Below are 14,815 nucleotides of genomic sequence, written 5' to 3'. Positions count from 1 at the left end.
CTAAAAATAAAAATTGACGTTTCACGTTGTTTGTTTCGTTTAGTTTTCAAAGTTCAACATCGCGTTTCAGCGACTTTTATAATTTAACATTTTGCGTTAAATCTGTCAACAACTTTTTTCTTTCGTTCCTGACGACGCTTATTAATTTACCATATTAATCATTTGTTCGTCAACACTTTTTAAAAAAATGCCAAAATAATTTTATCTTGGCATGATATAAAGCTTAATAACCACTAAAGCAGCAACACCAGGTAGGCCTAATATACTTGTGATTGTTGCGGTTCCCAAGTTAATTGGAATATGAAAATCAAAATATGTTCCTACAACATTTACGATAAAGAGTAATGCTATCCCTAAAGTAACATGAAAGAGCGCTTTTCCTATAAAACGTAACGGCTTAGAAGAAACACCAAAAACAAGAAAGATAAAAACTAAAGTAAGAATACCGACAATAACAACTGTAGAATTCATTTTTTCCTCCTTATGAAAGTTATCTATACATATTTATTTGTATGGGACAAGGCGATAAAAAAGAACATTTACCCTACAACTCCAGTTGTTTTATCTTGTTAATCTTCATTCGGCAACACTTTCTTCATAAAAACCATTAATCTTTCTTTCCAAACGAAGTAACCACTAAATATTTAATAAATAAAATAAAAGGTTCTGCTTTTTCAGCAGAACCTTTTACCATTGTTCCATTTTTACAGGACGACGTTTTGCTTCTTTTAACAAGAAGAAATATTTCGCCTCTGCTATTTTCAAAGAACAAAGTACATCTTGAGATGGTTCCACACTTTGTTCAACCATTCTCTTCTGACGTAACCATTCATTCTTCACTTTTTCTAATAGTACAATTAGCTTATCATCATACTCTTTACGCAATTTACCCTTTTTTTGAAAGAACATTTTTGTTTCTCCTCTTATACTTCTCTACGACCTTCTAACGCTTTCGACAGTGTCACTTCATCTGCATATTCTAAATCTCCACCAACTGGCAGACCATGTGCAATACGAGTTACTTTAATACCTGTCGGCTTTAAGAGGCGGGATATATACATCGCTGTAGCTTCCCCTTCAATATTAGGGTTTGTTGCTAGTATCACTTCTTGTACCGTTTCATCATGCAGTCGCTTTAAAAGTTGCGGGATATTAATGTCTTCCGGTCCAATTCCCTCCATTGGAGAAATCGCACCACGTAACACATGATATACACCTTGATACTCTTTCATCTTTTCCATTGCGATTACATCTTTCGGTTCCTGCACAACACAAACAATCGACTGATCTCGATGCGAATCATTACAAATATAACAAGGATCGCGGTCAGTAATATGTCCGCATACAGAACAATACGCTAAATCTCGCTTCGCATTCACAAGTGCTTTTGCAAAACCTAACACATCATCTTCTTTCATATCTAATACGAAAAATGCCAATCGAACCGCTGTTTTCGGTCCGATTCCTGGCAACTTCATAAAACTATCAATTAATTTCGATATCGGTTCTGGATAATGCATATATCAGTATCCTCCTAGAACATTCCACCTGGTAAGTTTAAGCCTTTTGTAAATTTACCCATTGTAGAGTTTGAAAGTTCATCAGCTTTTTTAAGTGCATCATTCGTTGCAGCTAACACTAAGTCTTGTAACATTTCGATATCTTCTGGATCTACTACTTCTTCTTTAACTTTCACTTCAAGAATTTGCTTATGACCATTTGCAATAACTGTGACCATACCGCCGCCAGCTGTACCTTCAACTGTTTTTTCGCCAAGTTCTTCTTGCGCTTTTGCCATATCTTTTTGCATCTTTTGCATTTGCTTCATCATATTATTCATATTTCCCATTCCGCCACGCATCATAATTAATTCCTCCTAATTATTATTACTCTTTTATTTCAATAAGTTCTTGTCCTACTAATTTTACTGCCTCTTCTATAAGAGGATCTTCTTTTTTCTCTGGGCTTTCTTCAGAATTCTCGCCTTCACGCTGTAAAAAATCTTCACGGATTTTACCCCATTCACTTTTTGGAATGGCAATCATATTTAATCTTTTACTTAACAGTTCAAATAAGGCTTGTTCCACTGTATCCATAGCTTCTCGGTTTTCGCTTGCCATTTTACAGTGAATCTCATATTGAAACGCTAAAACGTAAGTATCATCCGAAGCCGCTACCGGTTCGCTATTTTCTAATAAAACAGCAAACGCTACTTTGTTGAATGATTTGAGTCTTCCTAACAACTCACCCCACACAGCTTTTAATTGTTCTAAATCCTGACGCTTTGCTTGCTTTAACACTTCATTTACGCGTCCAACAGGAATTTTCATACTACCTGTACGCACTGGCTTTGGTGTTGCACGTGTCTCTCTGACTTCTTGCTGCACACCAGCCGGCACACCATTCTTTTTGACTTGTTCTAACTCTTTCTCCAATTGCTGCATCCTGTTCATAATTGCTTGTAAACGATCTGCACCGTTCGCTTGCATCATAAACTGTTGACACAGTTGTACCATAACAACTTCTAAGAAAATTCGCGGATGATTTGTCCACTTCATTTCCTGTTGTCCCTTACTAAGCGTATGAATGATTTCATAGATTACTTCCGGTTGCATTTCTTCACTTAACATCCGGAATTGCTCATCTACCATTACTCGTTCCAACATATGTTCCAGTTGTGATGAGGTTTGATATAAAAGCATATCGCGATAATAGTAAATGAAATCCTCCATAAAACGAACTGGATCTTTCCCTTTACCCATCATCTCATCTATGATACGTAATGCTCTTGATACATCATTTTCACGTATACATTCTACTAAGTTACCTAAGTATTGCTGGGAAACAGAACCTGTCACAGCTAATACATCTTCTGTCGTAACTGTCTCATCACTATAAGATATTGCCTGATCAATAAGACTAAGCGCATCACGCATACCACCTTCAGCCGCACGTGCAACAATTTGTAACGCCTCATCTTCTACTTGCGTACCTTCATTCGTCACAACCGTCGATAATCTCTCAACAATATCATTTACTGATATTTTTCGAAATTCAAAACGCTGGCAACGTGAAATGATTGTAGGCGGAATCTTATGCGGTTCTGTTGTCGCCAAAATAAAGATGACGTGTCCTGGCGGCTCTTCTAACGTTTTTAAAAGCGCATTGAAGGCACCCATAGAAAGCATGTGGACTTCATCAATAATGTATACTTTATATTCTACAGCACTTGGAGCATATTTTACTTTATCTCTAATATCTCGAATTTCATCTACACCGTTATTTGAAGCCGCATCAATTTCTAATACATCTGAAATAGATCCTTGTGTAATCCCCAAACAAGAAGGACATTCATTACAAGGTTCAGCTACCGGAGCATGTTCACAGTTGATTGCTTTTGCAAATACTTTTGCAATTGTCGTTTTTCCTGTTCCCCTCGGCCCAGAAAATAAATAAGCATGTGAAACTTTCTCTTGAAGAAGGGCATTTTGCAACGTTTTTGTCACGTGCTTTTGACCAACTACATCTTCAAATTTTTGCGGTCTCCATGTTCGGTATAACGCTTGGTATGACACGAAAATACGGCCTCCCTCAAAGGTTATTATCTTATTTATTATAACCCATTCTGTTTATAGATTCCAAAAGTTATTTTCTATACAAAAAACCCACCTTAGTATTAAGGTGAGTTTTGTATACATATATAACTGCCGTGCACCTTCTGTCGATTACGTACCATAAGCGTTACTCAAGCAGTTAGCTCGGTTCAGGCACTCCTGCGGCACACGAGAAGACCCGCTTATTGCTGCTTCCTTCCGGACCTGACAAGGTTCACGGGGTCCCGTTGCGCAGGACCCAAACGTCAACACCACTTACTTAAGGCAGACCTTACAGCAGCATAACCTCGAGAAGGGATTCGGCCTCGCTAGAGCGGATTGCGAGTATAGGGCACCGCTACCTCCCCGCTTAGCACGGCAAAGTTAAAACCAATATTCGGTTGCCTTCATTAAAAGGCATTATCAGTATAACTTGTTTTTTTACAAAATGCAAATACGTTAATTCTCGTTACTTTTCTCTAATTTTTTTATCGCTTTTCTTTTTTTACGAAGCTCTCTAAAAAAGTTTGTTAACAAAGTACCGCATTCTTCTTCTAATACACCAGCAACTACCTCGCATTGATGATTAAAGCGTTCATCCGTTAAAAGATTCATCAAAGTCCCTGCACATCCACCTTTCGGATCACTTGCACCATATACAACTCGCTTCACTCGTGATAAAACAATTCCACCCGCACACATCGGACAAGGCTCTAATGTTACATATAACGTCGCATCTTCTAAACGCCATGTCCTTAATTTTTTGCACGCCTCATCAATAGCTAATAACTCAGCGTGAGCTATTGATCTTTGTTCAGTTTCTCTTAAATTATGAGCAACACTAATTACTTCACCATCTAACACTATAACTGCACCAATCGGTACTTCTCGTATTGCCTCTGCTTTTTTAGCCTCTTCTATTGCTAACTGCATAAAATAAATATCTTGATCGTGTTCCATACCATAGTCCTTTCACCTCAAATAAAATACACTTTTTTCCATTTGCTACACATGGGATAACTTTTACAAATTCAATCCACCCTAATAAAAAAGAGAGGGGATTACATATGAAGAATACTGCCTTACTCATTATCGATATGATTAATGATTTTCAATTTTCACACGGGCCCACCCTAGCCAAAAAATGCGAAATTATAACAAACCCTATTTTACAATTAAAGAAAACAATGAAATCCTTTGGCTACCCCATAATTTATGTTAATGACCATTATCAACTTTGGAGATCTGATATTGACCAACTAATTACTCATTGTACAAATGAGTATAGTGAAAATATCATTCATAAGATTGCTCCAAATACTGATGATTACATTTTTATTAAACCACATTACTCTGCTTTTTATGAAACACCTTTAAATTCTTTATTAGGCTATTTAAAAATAGAAAATCTAATATTGACAGGAGTCGCCGGGAATATATGTATCCTCTTTACAGCTAACGATGCTCATATGAGAAATTATACACTGTATGTACCACAGGACTGTATTGCCTCTAATCATGATCAGGATAATCTGCATGCTTTAAAAATAATGGAAGCCACATTAAAAGCAAATATAGTACCGTCATCTCAAATAAAAATTAATTAATACATATATTTATTTTCTAACTTTTTATATCAAATTAACCCGCTCGCTTCCCTCCTGTGCTACAATAATTCTGTTTTGTGTTTTTAGTAGTCACGGTAAATCACTGATTGAAAGGAGGAAACAGCGTGACCGGAGTACCATTTATCACGGTTGAAGGACCAATTGGTGTTGGAAAAACCTCACTTGCGAAGGCAATTTCAACTCACATGCAACTCCACTTACTAAAAGAAATTGTTGATGAGAATCCTTTTTTAGGAAAATTCTATGAAGACATCGACGAATGGAGTTTTCAAACAGAGATGTTCTTTCTTTGTAATAGATACAAACAATTAGAAGATATTAACATAAAGTATTTGAATCAAAGGAAACCAGTAGTAGCGGATTATCATATATTTAAAAATTTAATTTTCGCATCCCGTACATTAAAGAATTCTCAATATGACAAGTACATGCAAATCTATCGTATACTTACACAAGATATGCCTGTACCAAACGTTATCGTTTATTTAACAGCTAGCTTGGAAACATTACAAACACGAATTGCGATGCGCGGAAGAGAATTCGAAAAAAACATGGATCCAAATTACTTACTACAGCTCACAAAAGATTACGAAACAGCAATGGATACTTTTAAAAAAGATCATCCAGATATCCCAGTATTAAAATTTAACGGAGACGATATGGATTTTGTAAAAAATCCTGATGATTTAAACGTCATCCTATCCGCCCTTCAAAATACTCTCTTAAAGGAGTCGGAATAACAATGAATTTAAGGCAAAAATATGATATACCAAATGACGCAGTAATCACTATTGCTGGAACAGTAGGTGTCGGAAAATCAACTATGACAACTGCATTAGCTAACGCTTTAGGTTATCGCACATCATTTGAAAAGGTAGATTCGAACCCGTATTTGGACAAGTTCTATGCTGATTTCACACGCTGGAGCTTCCACTTGCAAGTGTACTTTTTAGCAGAACGATTTAAAGAACAAAAAAGAATTTTTGAATACGGTGGCGGTTTTGTTCAAGATCGCTCTATATATGAAGACACTGGAATTTTTGCAAAGATGCATCATGAAAAAGGTACAATGACGGAAACTGATTATGAAACATACAAAGGTTTATTTGACGCTATGGTCATGACTCCTTACTTCCCTCATCCTGATTTATTAATTTACTTAGAAGGTTCTTTCGATGATATTGTTGATCGTATCCAAGAACGCGGACGTCCGATGGAACAACAAACACCAATTGAGTATTGGAAAGAGATGCATGGCCGTTACGAAAACTGGATTAATAACTTTAATGCATGCCCTGTTTTACGATTAAACATTAATGAATACGATATTTTAAAAGATGGTGATTCAATTGAACCAATCATTAAAAAAATTGGCCATTTTTTAAAACAAACACGCAAACTTGTAAAATAAAAAACCCGTGCATACGCACGGGTTTTTCTATTAAATTACTTCTTTTTTGTCGGAGCAATAATTTCACTCTCAGGTTTTCCAGCGTTAATACGCTGACGAACAGTACTTGTACTAATATCGTATGTTTCAGCAATCTCTTTAACAGTCATTTCTTTCCCGTTAATCACTGCTGTTAATACTTTACCTGTACGTTTTGGAGCTGCTTCTTTCTTTACAGCTGCTTTTTCAACTTTTTTTGGCGCCTCTACTTTTGTCGCAGTTTGCTTTACATCACAAGTGCAACCACAAAGTTTACGGAATGTATCATCACTTATAATGCGTGACACATTTGCACCACTGTTTAAAATTCTATTGTTCTTACAGACAGGACATTGTACATAATATAAAGTTTTTCCATCTAAAGGAAACGTTTGTATAATAAGATCCATGTTGACTCCTTTCATATCTATGAAGATAATCATCGGAATATGAGTGTGTAATAAGGACAAAATCGCCTTACACCATACTTTATGATTGGTTTTAAAATAAAAACTCGTTACGTGTTGGTAACGAGTTCTCCAATCTCCACTTATATGCGCTGTTGTCAATTATATCTGGAGGAGGTAGAGGGATTCGAACCCCCGCGCGACTCTCGCCGCCTGTCGGTTTTCAAGACCGATCCCTTCAGCCAGACTTGGGTATACCTCCATATTGACATCAAATATAATATCAAAAGAAAAACAGTTAGTCAACCCTACTAAAATAAATTATGAGGAAAGGAAAATTTTACTTTCCCTCTCCTACATTATAGTACTGACAACGCTCATAATTACCAATCACTCATACCGATGAATGTTTATAAATTTACTTAATAACTGTTTTTCCTCCCATATAAGGGCGAAGAACTTCTGGAATTATAATTGTACCATCTTCTTGTTGGTAGTTCTCTAAAATAGCTGCCACCGTACGTCCAATTGCAAGACCAGATCCATTTAATGTATGAACATGTTCTGGTTTGCCGTTTGGCTCACGACGGAAACGGATATTTGCACGTCTCGCTTGGAAAGCCTCAAAATTACTACAAGAAGAAATCTCACGATATGTGCCATAGCTTGGAATCCATACTTCGATATCGTATTTCTTCGCTGCTGTAAATCCTAAATCGCCTGTGCACATGCTCATAACGCGATATGGCAACTCTAATAATTGTAACACGCGTTCTGCATCATTTGTTAGTTTTTCTAACTCTTCATAAGAATCTTCTGGTTTTACGAATTTTACAAGCTCTACTTTATTGAACTGATGCTGACGAATTAAGCCACGTGTATCACGGCCAGCTGAACCTGCTTCAGAACGGAAACAAGAGCTAAATGCAGCATATCGTATAGGCAGTTGCTCTTTATTTAAGATTTCATCACGGTGCATGTTCGTTACAGGTACTTCAGCTGTTGGAATTAAGAAATAATCTTCACTTTCAATACGGAATGCATCTTCTTCAAATTTCGGAAGTTGTCCTGTTCCTGTCATACTTGCACGGTTTACCATATACGGAGGTAATACTTCTTCGTATCCATGCTCGTCAGTATGAAGATCAAGCATAAAGCTAATTAAAGCACGCTCTAATCTCGCGCCAGCACCTTTATAGAATACGAAGCGGCTTCCTGTTACCTTCCCAGCACGCTCAAAATCTAAAATTCCTAAATCTGTAGCAAGATCCCAATGTGGTTTTGGTTCAAAAGCAAATTCTTTCACTTCTCCCCAATTACGTGCTACTACATTATCATCCTCTGTTTCACCAATTGGAGCAGATTCATGAGGTATATTTGGAATAGATAACATTAATCTTTCTAAATCTTCTTCAACTGTACGAAGTTCATTATCAAGATCTTTTACTTTTTCTCCAACTTCACGCATTTCTAGAATTAGAGCTTCTGCATCTTTCTTTTCACGCTTCAATACAGAGATTTGTTGAGATACTTCGTTACGTTTACTTTTTAATTCCTCTGTTTGAACAAGTAATTCTCTTCTTCTCGTATCCAGCTCTTCAAAACGACCAAAATCAGTTAAATCTTCGCCTCTATGCTGTAACTTTGCTTTTACTTCTTCAAAATTTGTACGTAAAAATTTAATATCAAGCATTATATACTCCTCCTTTTATTTTATAAAACACAAAAAACTCCCGTCCCTATATAAAGGGACGGGAGTTAACCCGCGTTGCCACCCTAGTTGAAAGCATTACCGCTTTCCTCTCAAGTAGAAATAACGGCTCTTCACCGGGAATGTTTACTAATCATAAAGATATTCCACATTCCATTCCAGGATGGATTCACAAACTGTTTCTATCGATTTCCACCAACCATCGACTCTCTATAAGAAACGGCATTTGTTACTACTTCCTATCAACACGCTTATTTTATAAAATTGTTACCATCAATTTACTATAATCTTATACAAGTTGCAAGTTACTTATACAACTTTTTTCATTTTCGCTTCTTTTACCATTTCTACAAAGTATGCTGTCACACGATGATCATCCGTTAATTCTGGATGGAATGAAGCAGCTAAAAACTGATTTTGTTTTACTGCTACCATTCGATCACCATGTGTGGAAAGTACTTCAACATCATCAGCTACATTTACAACATACGGAGCACGAATAAATACACCAATAAATTCTTCTCCTACACCTTTAATTGACAGTGCGGCTTCAAAGCTATCTTTTTGGCGTCCGAACGCATTGCGCTCTACTGTAATATCCATAGCACCAATATGTGCTTCTTCATAGCCAATAAGTGTTTTTGCAAGAAGAATCATACCTGCACACGTACCAAACATTGGTTTACCAGACTTCGCGAATGTACGAAGTGGTTCCATGAAAGCATACTTATCAATAAGACGGCGCATTGTTGTACTTTCACCGCCTGGTAAAATAAGACCATCAATCTCTTCAAGTTGCTCTATACGCTTTACAACAACAGCTTCCGCACCACTTGCTTCAACTGATTTTATATGCTCACGAACTGCACCTTGAAGACCTAGTACACCGATTTTCACCATTTTAAAGTTCTCCTTCAATTACCATCCACGCTCTTGCATACGTTGTTCTGGTAATAACGTTGAAATTTCGATACCTTTCATCGCATTACCTAATCCTTTAGAAAGGCTTGCAATTAGTTCGTAATCCTCATAATGAGTCGTCGCTTCAACGATTGCGCGTGCAAATTTCTCTGGATTCTCTGATTTGAAGATACCAGATCCAACAAATACACCATCTGCACCAAGTTGCATCATTAACGCTGCATCTGCTGGTGTTGCTACACCACCTGCTGCGAAGTTTACAACTGGCAAACGACCAAGGCGTTTAATTTCAAGTAGTACTTCATAAGGAGCACCAGTATTTTTTGCATATGTCATTAACTCATCTTCACGTAGAGTTGCAACTTGACGGATTTCTGCATTGACTTGGCGCATATGACGCACTGCCTCTACAATGTTTCCTGTTCCTGGTTCACCTTTTGTACGAAGCATAGATGCACCTTCTGCAATACGACGTGCAGCTTCTCCGATATCACGGCAACCACATACAAACGGAACTGTGTAATCACGTTTATTTAAATGGTATACTTCATCAGCAGGAGTTAATACTTCACTCTCATCGATATAGTCTACCCCTAATGATTCTAATACACGTGCTTCTACAAGATGACCGATACGGCATTTTGCCATAACCGGAATTGAAACAGCGCCCATAACTTCTTCAACGATTGTTGGGTCTGCCATACGAGAAACGCCACCTGCTGCACGAATATCTGCTGGTACACGCTCTAGTGCCATAACAGCAACTGCGCCTGCCTCTTCTGCAATTTTTGCTTGTTCAGCGTTAATTACGTCCATAATAACGCCGCCTTTTTGCATTTCTGCCATTCCACGTTTTACACGTTCTGTCCCTGTTACATTTGTCATGTTACAAAAACCCCCCTAGGTGAATTGCTTTTCCCCGTTAAAGGCGAAAATTAAGAATACTCTTACATTCTACCACTAACTATCAGATGCTTGTCTACTACTTTTTCATAAAGTCGGTATGAAAAATAGGAATAAGAAAAAGCCCCTACAATGAGGAGCTTTTAAAACCAACCTTTTACTGTATCAACGGCACTATTCCATATACCACTAAAGAAAGAACCAATTCCGCGCATAGAGCGAGTAAACCAATTCGCTTCCTCTACTGCAGACTTTGTTACAAGATCTATTTGTAATGACTTACCGGATAAAAATCCAGGATCATTCGCATCTTTTGGTGTGATTACCATTTGGCCAAGTGCAGCTCCCTTTTTAATAGGTGCTTCTTGTCCCTTATTTGCTTCTTTTAATTCTGTTTTATAAACATCTTTACTTCCTTTTGGCACTGGAAGTGAAACAGCTTGTTTTGTTTGAACTGCTACATCTTTATCTTTAGCATTTTCTACTCGTACTGTTTCTTGTCCTTTTACTGAAGAATCTTTTTTATATAGTTTCTTCATTTCAAAATTAGCAAATCCATAATCATATAGTTTCTTTGTCTCATCAAAGCGTGCATCACGAGACTTCGTTTTAATAACTACAGAAATAAAACGCATACCATCTTTTTCAATTGTACCAGTGAAGCAATCCCCTGCTTCTGGAGTTGAACCTGTTTTCAGGCCATCTACACCCGCATATACCTTAGATAAACCTGGTAACATCCAGTTCCAGTTAATCATGTCAATTCGATCCGTAGTACCTTCACGGAACGTCTTTTTTGAAATTTTAGCTGTATCTAATGTTTTAGGGAAATCTTGGATAAGGCGTTGTGCTAAAATTGCTACATCTCTCGCAGCCATTTTATTTTCTTCATCCGGAGTTGTTCCTTCAGGATGCTGTCCTTTTAAATCTTTGTTTGTTAAGCCAGTAGAATTTACAAACTTGTAAGTTTTTAATCCAAGCTCTTTCGACTTATCGTTCATCATTTTTACAAAGTCTACTTCTTTTCCAGCAACTGCTTCAGCTAAAGCTATCGTTGCACCATTAGCAGAATAAATTGCCATTGCCTCATATAACTCTTTTACTGTATAAGAATCACCGTTTCGTAGCGGCACATTCGATAATGAACGATCTTGCGAAATTTTATACGCATATTCAGAAACCTTAACTTTTTGGTCCCACTTTAGTTTCCCTTTCGCAACAGCCTCGTTCACTAAATACTCACTCATCATTTTTGTCATACTAGCAATTGATAATAATTCATCTGCATTCTTTTGATATAAAATTTTCCCAGAATTCGCTTCAACTAAAATTGCTGCACCTGCTTCAATGTTTAAAGCAGCTCCTGTTTCTGCTGATGCATTGCTATATGGTAACAACATACTACAAGCTAGTGTAAGCATTGTTACTAAAGCAATGAATCTTTTGCAAAACATACCTTTCACTTTTGCTACCCCCAATATCTATGTACTCACATAACCGTTATTCTAACATAATCAAAAAAAAATAGACAGAGATATCAAATCTCCGTCTATTTTTATATAAGACATTACAATGAGTAGTTTGGAGCCTCTTTTGTAATTTGTACGTGATGAGGGTGGCTTTCACGTAAACCAGCACCTGACATACGAATGAATTGTGCATTCTCACGTAAGAATTCTAAATTCTGAGCTCCGCAATATCCCATACCGGCACGTAATCCACCAACTAATTGATGAACTGTATCGGCTAAAGGTCCTTTATATGGTACTCGACCTTCAATACCTTCTGGAACAAGTTTTTTATTTCCTTCTTGGAAGTAACGGTCTTTACTTCCTTTTTCCATCGCTCCGACAGAACCCATACCACGATATACTTTGAATTGACGACCTTGATAAATTTCAGTTTCTCCAGGGCTTTCAGCAACACCAGCAAACATACTACCTAGCATAACAACGTGTGCTCCCGCTGCTAAAGCTTTTACCATGTCACCAGAGTACTTAACACCACCATCAGCAATAACTGGAATACCGTGTTTACGAGCTTCTGTTGCACAATCATAAACTGCTGTTAATTGTGGTACACCCACGCCAGCTACAACGCGTGTCGTACAAATAGAGCCTGGTCCAATACCAACTTTAACTACGTTTGCACCTGCTTCAATTAATGCTTTCGTTGCTTCAGCAGTAGCAACATTTCCAGCGATAATATTTAGTGATGGATATTTCGCACGAACTTCTTTCACTTTATCAATAACACCTTGAGAATGTCCATGAGCTGTATCAAGTACGATTGCATCTACGCTAGCTTTTACTAATGCGTCGATACGAAGCATAGCATCAGCCGTTACACCAACCGCTGCTCCAACTAATAAGCGTCCTTGCTTATCCTTCGCAGAATTTGGGAATTCAATTACTTTTTCAATATCTTTTATTGTAATAAGCCCTTGTAATACACCGTTGTTATCAACGAGAGGGAGTTTTTCAATTTTGTACTTTTGTAGGATCTTTTCAGCTTCTTCCAGCGTTGTACCAACTGGGGCTGTAATTAGCTTTTCTTTTGTCATTACGTCGGAAATTTTGATTGAGTAGTCTTGGATAAAACGCATATCACGGTTTGTAATAATACCAACTAATTTTCGCTCGTCTAAATTATTTACAACCGGTACACCTGAGATACGGTATTTTCCCATAAGGTGCTCTGCATCATACACTTGATGTTCTGGAGTTAAAAAGAAAGGATCTGAAATAACGCCACTTTCAGAACGTTTTACTTTATCAACTTGCTCCGCTTGTTGTTCAATAGACATGTTTTTATGAATAATTCCTAAACCGCCTTGACGAGCCATTGCAATAGCCATATCAGCTTCTGTTACTGTATCCATTCCTGCACTAATTAACGGGATATTTAACTGTAAGCTTTCAGATAAAACTGTTTTAACACTTACTTCTCTTGGTAGTACATCTGACTTTGCTGGTACAAGTAATACGTCATCAAAAGTCAAACCTTCTTTAACAAATTTAGATTCCCACATAATTGTTCCCCCCATGATACCAGAAATTATTATTAGTAGCTTATCAATTGGTTAAAATACTGTCAAGGACGTATATATATGTTAGAATTTTTAGACAATAAAAGGAGCGTAATATATGCATCAAACACATTGTACTTGGCAGCAATTAAGTTTCTTCTTTTCATCTCAAAATGTACAACGTTATCTTGCCCGTTGCTATGAAAAATCCTCCATACAAGATGCTGAAAAAAAAAGTTTCGAAAATTGTTATCCCTTTATTTATTACTTAGAACACGGGAAAAACTATTATGAATTATATAAGGTGGCCCCCTTTTCGATTCAGCCAATGTTATTGTTTTATGGAATGAGTCAACTTTTTAAAGCCTGCTTACTAACTATTGATCCTAACTATCCAGAATCCACTACTGTTTTAGCTCATGGTGTTACGACTCGTAAACGAAAAAAACAGGGGTATCAATTTTTAGAAGATGAGGTGAAGGTGCAAAAAAATGGATTATTTACTCATATTGCAGAACAGCTGTTTCACATGAAACACTTAGAAGCAGAGAAGTTTAACATGCTAGATCTAATGGGAAATATTCCTGAATTACAAAATTTATTTCGCTATAGTCAAAGAGGGGCCACTTTATATAAAATCGATTCAACAAATACAAATGAACTTTCCTTTTCGGCCAACATACTAGATCGACTTCATATGACTACAGAAAGATTTTCACGTTACATTGAATCAACTTGTAAGCATTTATCCATACAACATGTTCCTGGGAAAACGAGCGGATCGAATCTGCTTTTTACAGCTCCTATCCAGTCGTGGAACCCTATATATAGTACGCCTTTATACTACGAATATCTTGCTGATACTTATTACTTACCAATTCCAATTGACCCGAGAAATCCTAAACCAGTATTACCTGAACTTCTTGTTCATTATTTATTGCTCTACAATTTAAGTATGATTTCTAGATACGAAACAGATTGGTGGTATGATTTACTTGGGAGCTATGGCTCTGAAGATTATCCATTTATTTATCAATTTCTTACTATTTCTGCTCAAAAAATCCCTTACTATATTTCGTCTTTTTTACTAACAGAACCGAGCCTATTTCATGGGAAATAAAAAAACACAAGTCAAAAGACTTGTGTTTTTAGTTGCTTGGCGACGTCCTACTCTCACAGGGACAAGGTCCCAACT

Annotated in this window: 16 protein-coding genes, 1 tRNA gene, 1 other RNA gene and 1 other annotated feature; of the genes, 4 read left to right on the top strand and 14 right to left on the bottom strand. The window is 37.0% G+C overall.

The features are described from left to right. Positions 1 to 201 precede the first annotated feature (201 nt). The 7 genes from AC1Q8N_RS28480 to tadA all read right to left on the bottom strand — a co-directional run bounded on the left by AC1Q8N_RS28480 (position 202) and on the right by tadA (position 4,553). Positions 202 to 471, bottom strand: a complete 270-nt coding sequence (locus tag AC1Q8N_RS28480) for a pro-sigmaK processing inhibitor BofA family protein (protein WP_001089486.1) — start codon at positions 469 to 471, stop codon at positions 202 to 204. A gap of 216 nt (positions 472 to 687) precedes the next feature. Beyond that, a complete protein-coding gene (locus tag AC1Q8N_RS28475) occupies positions 688 to 909 on the bottom strand; it encodes a YaaL family protein (RefSeq protein WP_000466020.1) in 222 nt (73 codons plus the stop codon). A gap of 14 nt (positions 910 to 923) precedes the next feature. Continuing rightward, positions 924 to 1,520: a recombination protein RecR gene (gene recR / locus AC1Q8N_RS28470; protein WP_000559168.1), complete on the bottom strand. Its 597-nt coding sequence runs from the start codon at positions 1,518 to 1,520 to the stop codon at positions 924 to 926. Between the two features lie 14 nt (positions 1,521 to 1,534). Next, positions 1,535 to 1,861, bottom strand: coding sequence for a YbaB/EbfC family nucleoid-associated protein (locus tag AC1Q8N_RS28465; protein ID WP_170771173.1), 327 nt, complete (start codon positions 1,859 to 1,861; stop codon positions 1,535 to 1,537). Positions 1,862 to 1,886: 25 nt separating this feature from the next. Then, complete coding sequence (gene dnaX / locus AC1Q8N_RS28460; RefSeq protein ID WP_098069404.1) at positions 1,887 to 3,575, bottom strand: DNA polymerase III subunit gamma/tau; 1,689 nt, start codon at positions 3,573 to 3,575, stop codon at positions 1,887 to 1,889. A gap of 132 nt (positions 3,576 to 3,707) precedes the next feature. Next, positions 3,708 to 3,972, bottom strand: an RNA gene (ffs, locus tag AC1Q8N_RS28455) — signal recognition particle sRNA large type. 80 nt (positions 3,973 to 4,052) lie between these two features. Next, positions 4,053 to 4,553, bottom strand: a complete 501-nt coding sequence (gene tadA / locus AC1Q8N_RS28450) for a tRNA adenosine(34) deaminase TadA (RefSeq protein WP_098079076.1) — start codon at positions 4,551 to 4,553, stop codon at positions 4,053 to 4,055. A gap of 107 nt (positions 4,554 to 4,660) precedes the next feature. Here tadA and AC1Q8N_RS28445 point away from each other — a divergent pair, with 107 nt between their 5' ends. The 3 genes from AC1Q8N_RS28445 to AC1Q8N_RS28435 all read left to right on the top strand — a co-directional run bounded on the left by AC1Q8N_RS28445 (position 4,661) and on the right by AC1Q8N_RS28435 (position 6,632). Next, positions 4,661 to 5,200, top strand: coding sequence for a cysteine hydrolase family protein (locus tag AC1Q8N_RS28445; RefSeq protein WP_000798743.1), 540 nt, complete (start codon positions 4,661 to 4,663; stop codon positions 5,198 to 5,200). A 125-nt stretch (positions 5,201 to 5,325) separates the two neighbouring features. Next, the gene (locus AC1Q8N_RS28440) at positions 5,326 to 5,961 is read left to right on the top strand and encodes a deoxynucleoside kinase (protein ID WP_000148207.1); all 636 of its coding nucleotides are present in this window, start codon (positions 5,326 to 5,328) and stop codon (positions 5,959 to 5,961) included. Positions 5,962 to 5,963: 2 nt separating this feature from the next. Beyond that, positions 5,964 to 6,632, top strand: a complete 669-nt coding sequence (locus AC1Q8N_RS28435) for a deoxynucleoside kinase (RefSeq protein WP_001053583.1) — start codon at positions 5,964 to 5,966, stop codon at positions 6,630 to 6,632. Between the two features lie 35 nt (positions 6,633 to 6,667). On the opposite strand, the gene AC1Q8N_RS28430 is transcribed toward AC1Q8N_RS28435, so the two are convergent. The 7 genes from AC1Q8N_RS28430 to guaB all read right to left on the bottom strand — a co-directional run bounded on the left by AC1Q8N_RS28430 (position 6,668) and on the right by guaB (position 13,623). Continuing rightward, positions 6,668 to 7,060 (bottom strand): sigma factor-like helix-turn-helix DNA-binding protein, encoded by a 393-nt coding sequence (locus AC1Q8N_RS28430; RefSeq protein ID WP_000364198.1) that lies wholly within the window; start codon positions 7,058 to 7,060, stop codon positions 6,668 to 6,670. 166 nt (positions 7,061 to 7,226) lie between these two features. Then, positions 7,227 to 7,319, bottom strand: a tRNA-Ser gene (locus tag AC1Q8N_RS28425). Between the two features lie 156 nt (positions 7,320 to 7,475). Beyond that, positions 7,476 to 8,750 (bottom strand): serine--tRNA ligase, encoded by a 1,275-nt coding sequence (serS, locus tag AC1Q8N_RS28420; protein WP_048543009.1) that lies wholly within the window; start codon positions 8,748 to 8,750, stop codon positions 7,476 to 7,478. Between the two features lie 51 nt (positions 8,751 to 8,801). Then, positions 8,802 to 9,023, bottom strand: a binding site (T-box leader). A 54-nt stretch (positions 9,024 to 9,077) separates the two neighbouring features. After that, the gene (gene pdxT, locus AC1Q8N_RS28415; RefSeq protein WP_000238772.1) at positions 9,078 to 9,668 is read right to left on the bottom strand and encodes a pyridoxal 5'-phosphate synthase glutaminase subunit PdxT; all 591 of its coding nucleotides are present in this window, start codon (positions 9,666 to 9,668) and stop codon (positions 9,078 to 9,080) included. An 18-nt stretch (positions 9,669 to 9,686) separates the two neighbouring features. After that, positions 9,687 to 10,574 (bottom strand): pyridoxal 5'-phosphate synthase lyase subunit PdxS, encoded by an 888-nt coding sequence (pdxS, locus tag AC1Q8N_RS28410; RefSeq protein ID WP_048543007.1) that lies wholly within the window; start codon positions 10,572 to 10,574, stop codon positions 9,687 to 9,689. Positions 10,575 to 10,735: 161 nt separating this feature from the next. Beyond that, complete coding sequence (locus AC1Q8N_RS28405; RefSeq protein ID WP_170957041.1) at positions 10,736 to 12,046, bottom strand: D-alanyl-D-alanine carboxypeptidase family protein; 1,311 nt, start codon at positions 12,044 to 12,046, stop codon at positions 10,736 to 10,738. A 113-nt stretch (positions 12,047 to 12,159) separates the two neighbouring features. Next, complete coding sequence (guaB, locus tag AC1Q8N_RS28400) at positions 12,160 to 13,623, bottom strand: IMP dehydrogenase (RefSeq protein WP_000264076.1); 1,464 nt, start codon at positions 13,621 to 13,623, stop codon at positions 12,160 to 12,162. Between the two features lie 115 nt (positions 13,624 to 13,738). Between guaB and AC1Q8N_RS28395 the strand changes: the two genes are divergently transcribed. Then, positions 13,739 to 14,740, top strand: coding sequence for a YaaC family protein (locus AC1Q8N_RS28395; RefSeq protein WP_048543003.1), 1,002 nt, complete (start codon positions 13,739 to 13,741; stop codon positions 14,738 to 14,740). Positions 14,741 to 14,815 lie beyond the last annotated feature (75 nt).

The sequence above is a fragment of the Bacillus sp. GW823-FHT06B01 genome, assembly GCF_058952315.1.
This window is presented reverse-complemented; position numbering and strand designations above follow the sequence as displayed.

What these genes read in the sequence shown, in the direction of transcription:
- AC1Q8N_RS28480 (WP_001089486.1), bottom strand. Translation starts at nt 471, where the DNA reads ATGAATTCTACAGTTGTTATTGTCGGTATTCTTACTTTAGTTTTTATC.
- AC1Q8N_RS28475 (WP_000466020.1), bottom strand. Translation starts at nt 909, where the DNA reads ATGTTCTTTCAAAAAAAGGGTAAATTGCGTAAAGAGTATGATGATAAG.
- recR (WP_000559168.1), bottom strand. Translation starts at nt 1,520, where the DNA reads ATGCATTATCCAGAACCGATATCGAAATTAATTGATAGTTTTATGAAG.
- AC1Q8N_RS28465 (WP_170771173.1), bottom strand. Translation starts at nt 1,861, where the DNA reads ATGCGTGGCGGAATGGGAAATATGAATAATATGATGAAGCAAATGCAA.
- tadA (WP_098079076.1), bottom strand. Translation starts at nt 4,553, where the DNA reads ATGGAACACGATCAAGATATTTATTTTATGCAGTTAGCAATAGAAGAG.
- AC1Q8N_RS28445 (WP_000798743.1), top strand. Translation starts at nt 4,661, where the DNA reads ATGAAGAATACTGCCTTACTCATTATCGATATGATTAATGATTTTCAA.
- AC1Q8N_RS28435 (WP_001053583.1), top strand. Translation starts at nt 5,964, where the DNA reads ATGAATTTAAGGCAAAAATATGATATACCAAATGACGCAGTAATCACT.
- AC1Q8N_RS28430 (WP_000364198.1), bottom strand. Translation starts at nt 7,060, where the DNA reads ATGGATCTTATTATACAAACGTTTCCTTTAGATGGAAAAACTTTATAT.
- serS (WP_048543009.1), bottom strand. Translation starts at nt 8,750, where the DNA reads ATGCTTGATATTAAATTTTTACGTACAAATTTTGAAGAAGTAAAAGCA.
- pdxT (WP_000238772.1), bottom strand. Translation starts at nt 9,668, where the DNA reads ATGGTGAAAATCGGTGTACTAGGTCTTCAAGGTGCAGTTCGTGAGCAT.
- pdxS (WP_048543007.1), bottom strand. Translation starts at nt 10,574, where the DNA reads ATGACAAATGTAACAGGGACAGAACGTGTAAAACGTGGAATGGCAGAA.
- AC1Q8N_RS28405 (WP_170957041.1), bottom strand. Translation starts at nt 12,046, where the DNA reads ATGTTTTGCAAAAGATTCATTGCTTTAGTAACAATGCTTACACTAGCT.
- guaB (WP_000264076.1), bottom strand. Translation starts at nt 13,623, where the DNA reads ATGTGGGAATCTAAATTTGTTAAAGAAGGTTTGACTTTTGATGACGTA.
- AC1Q8N_RS28395 (WP_048543003.1), top strand. Translation starts at nt 13,739, where the DNA reads ATGCATCAAACACATTGTACTTGGCAGCAATTAAGTTTCTTCTTTTCA.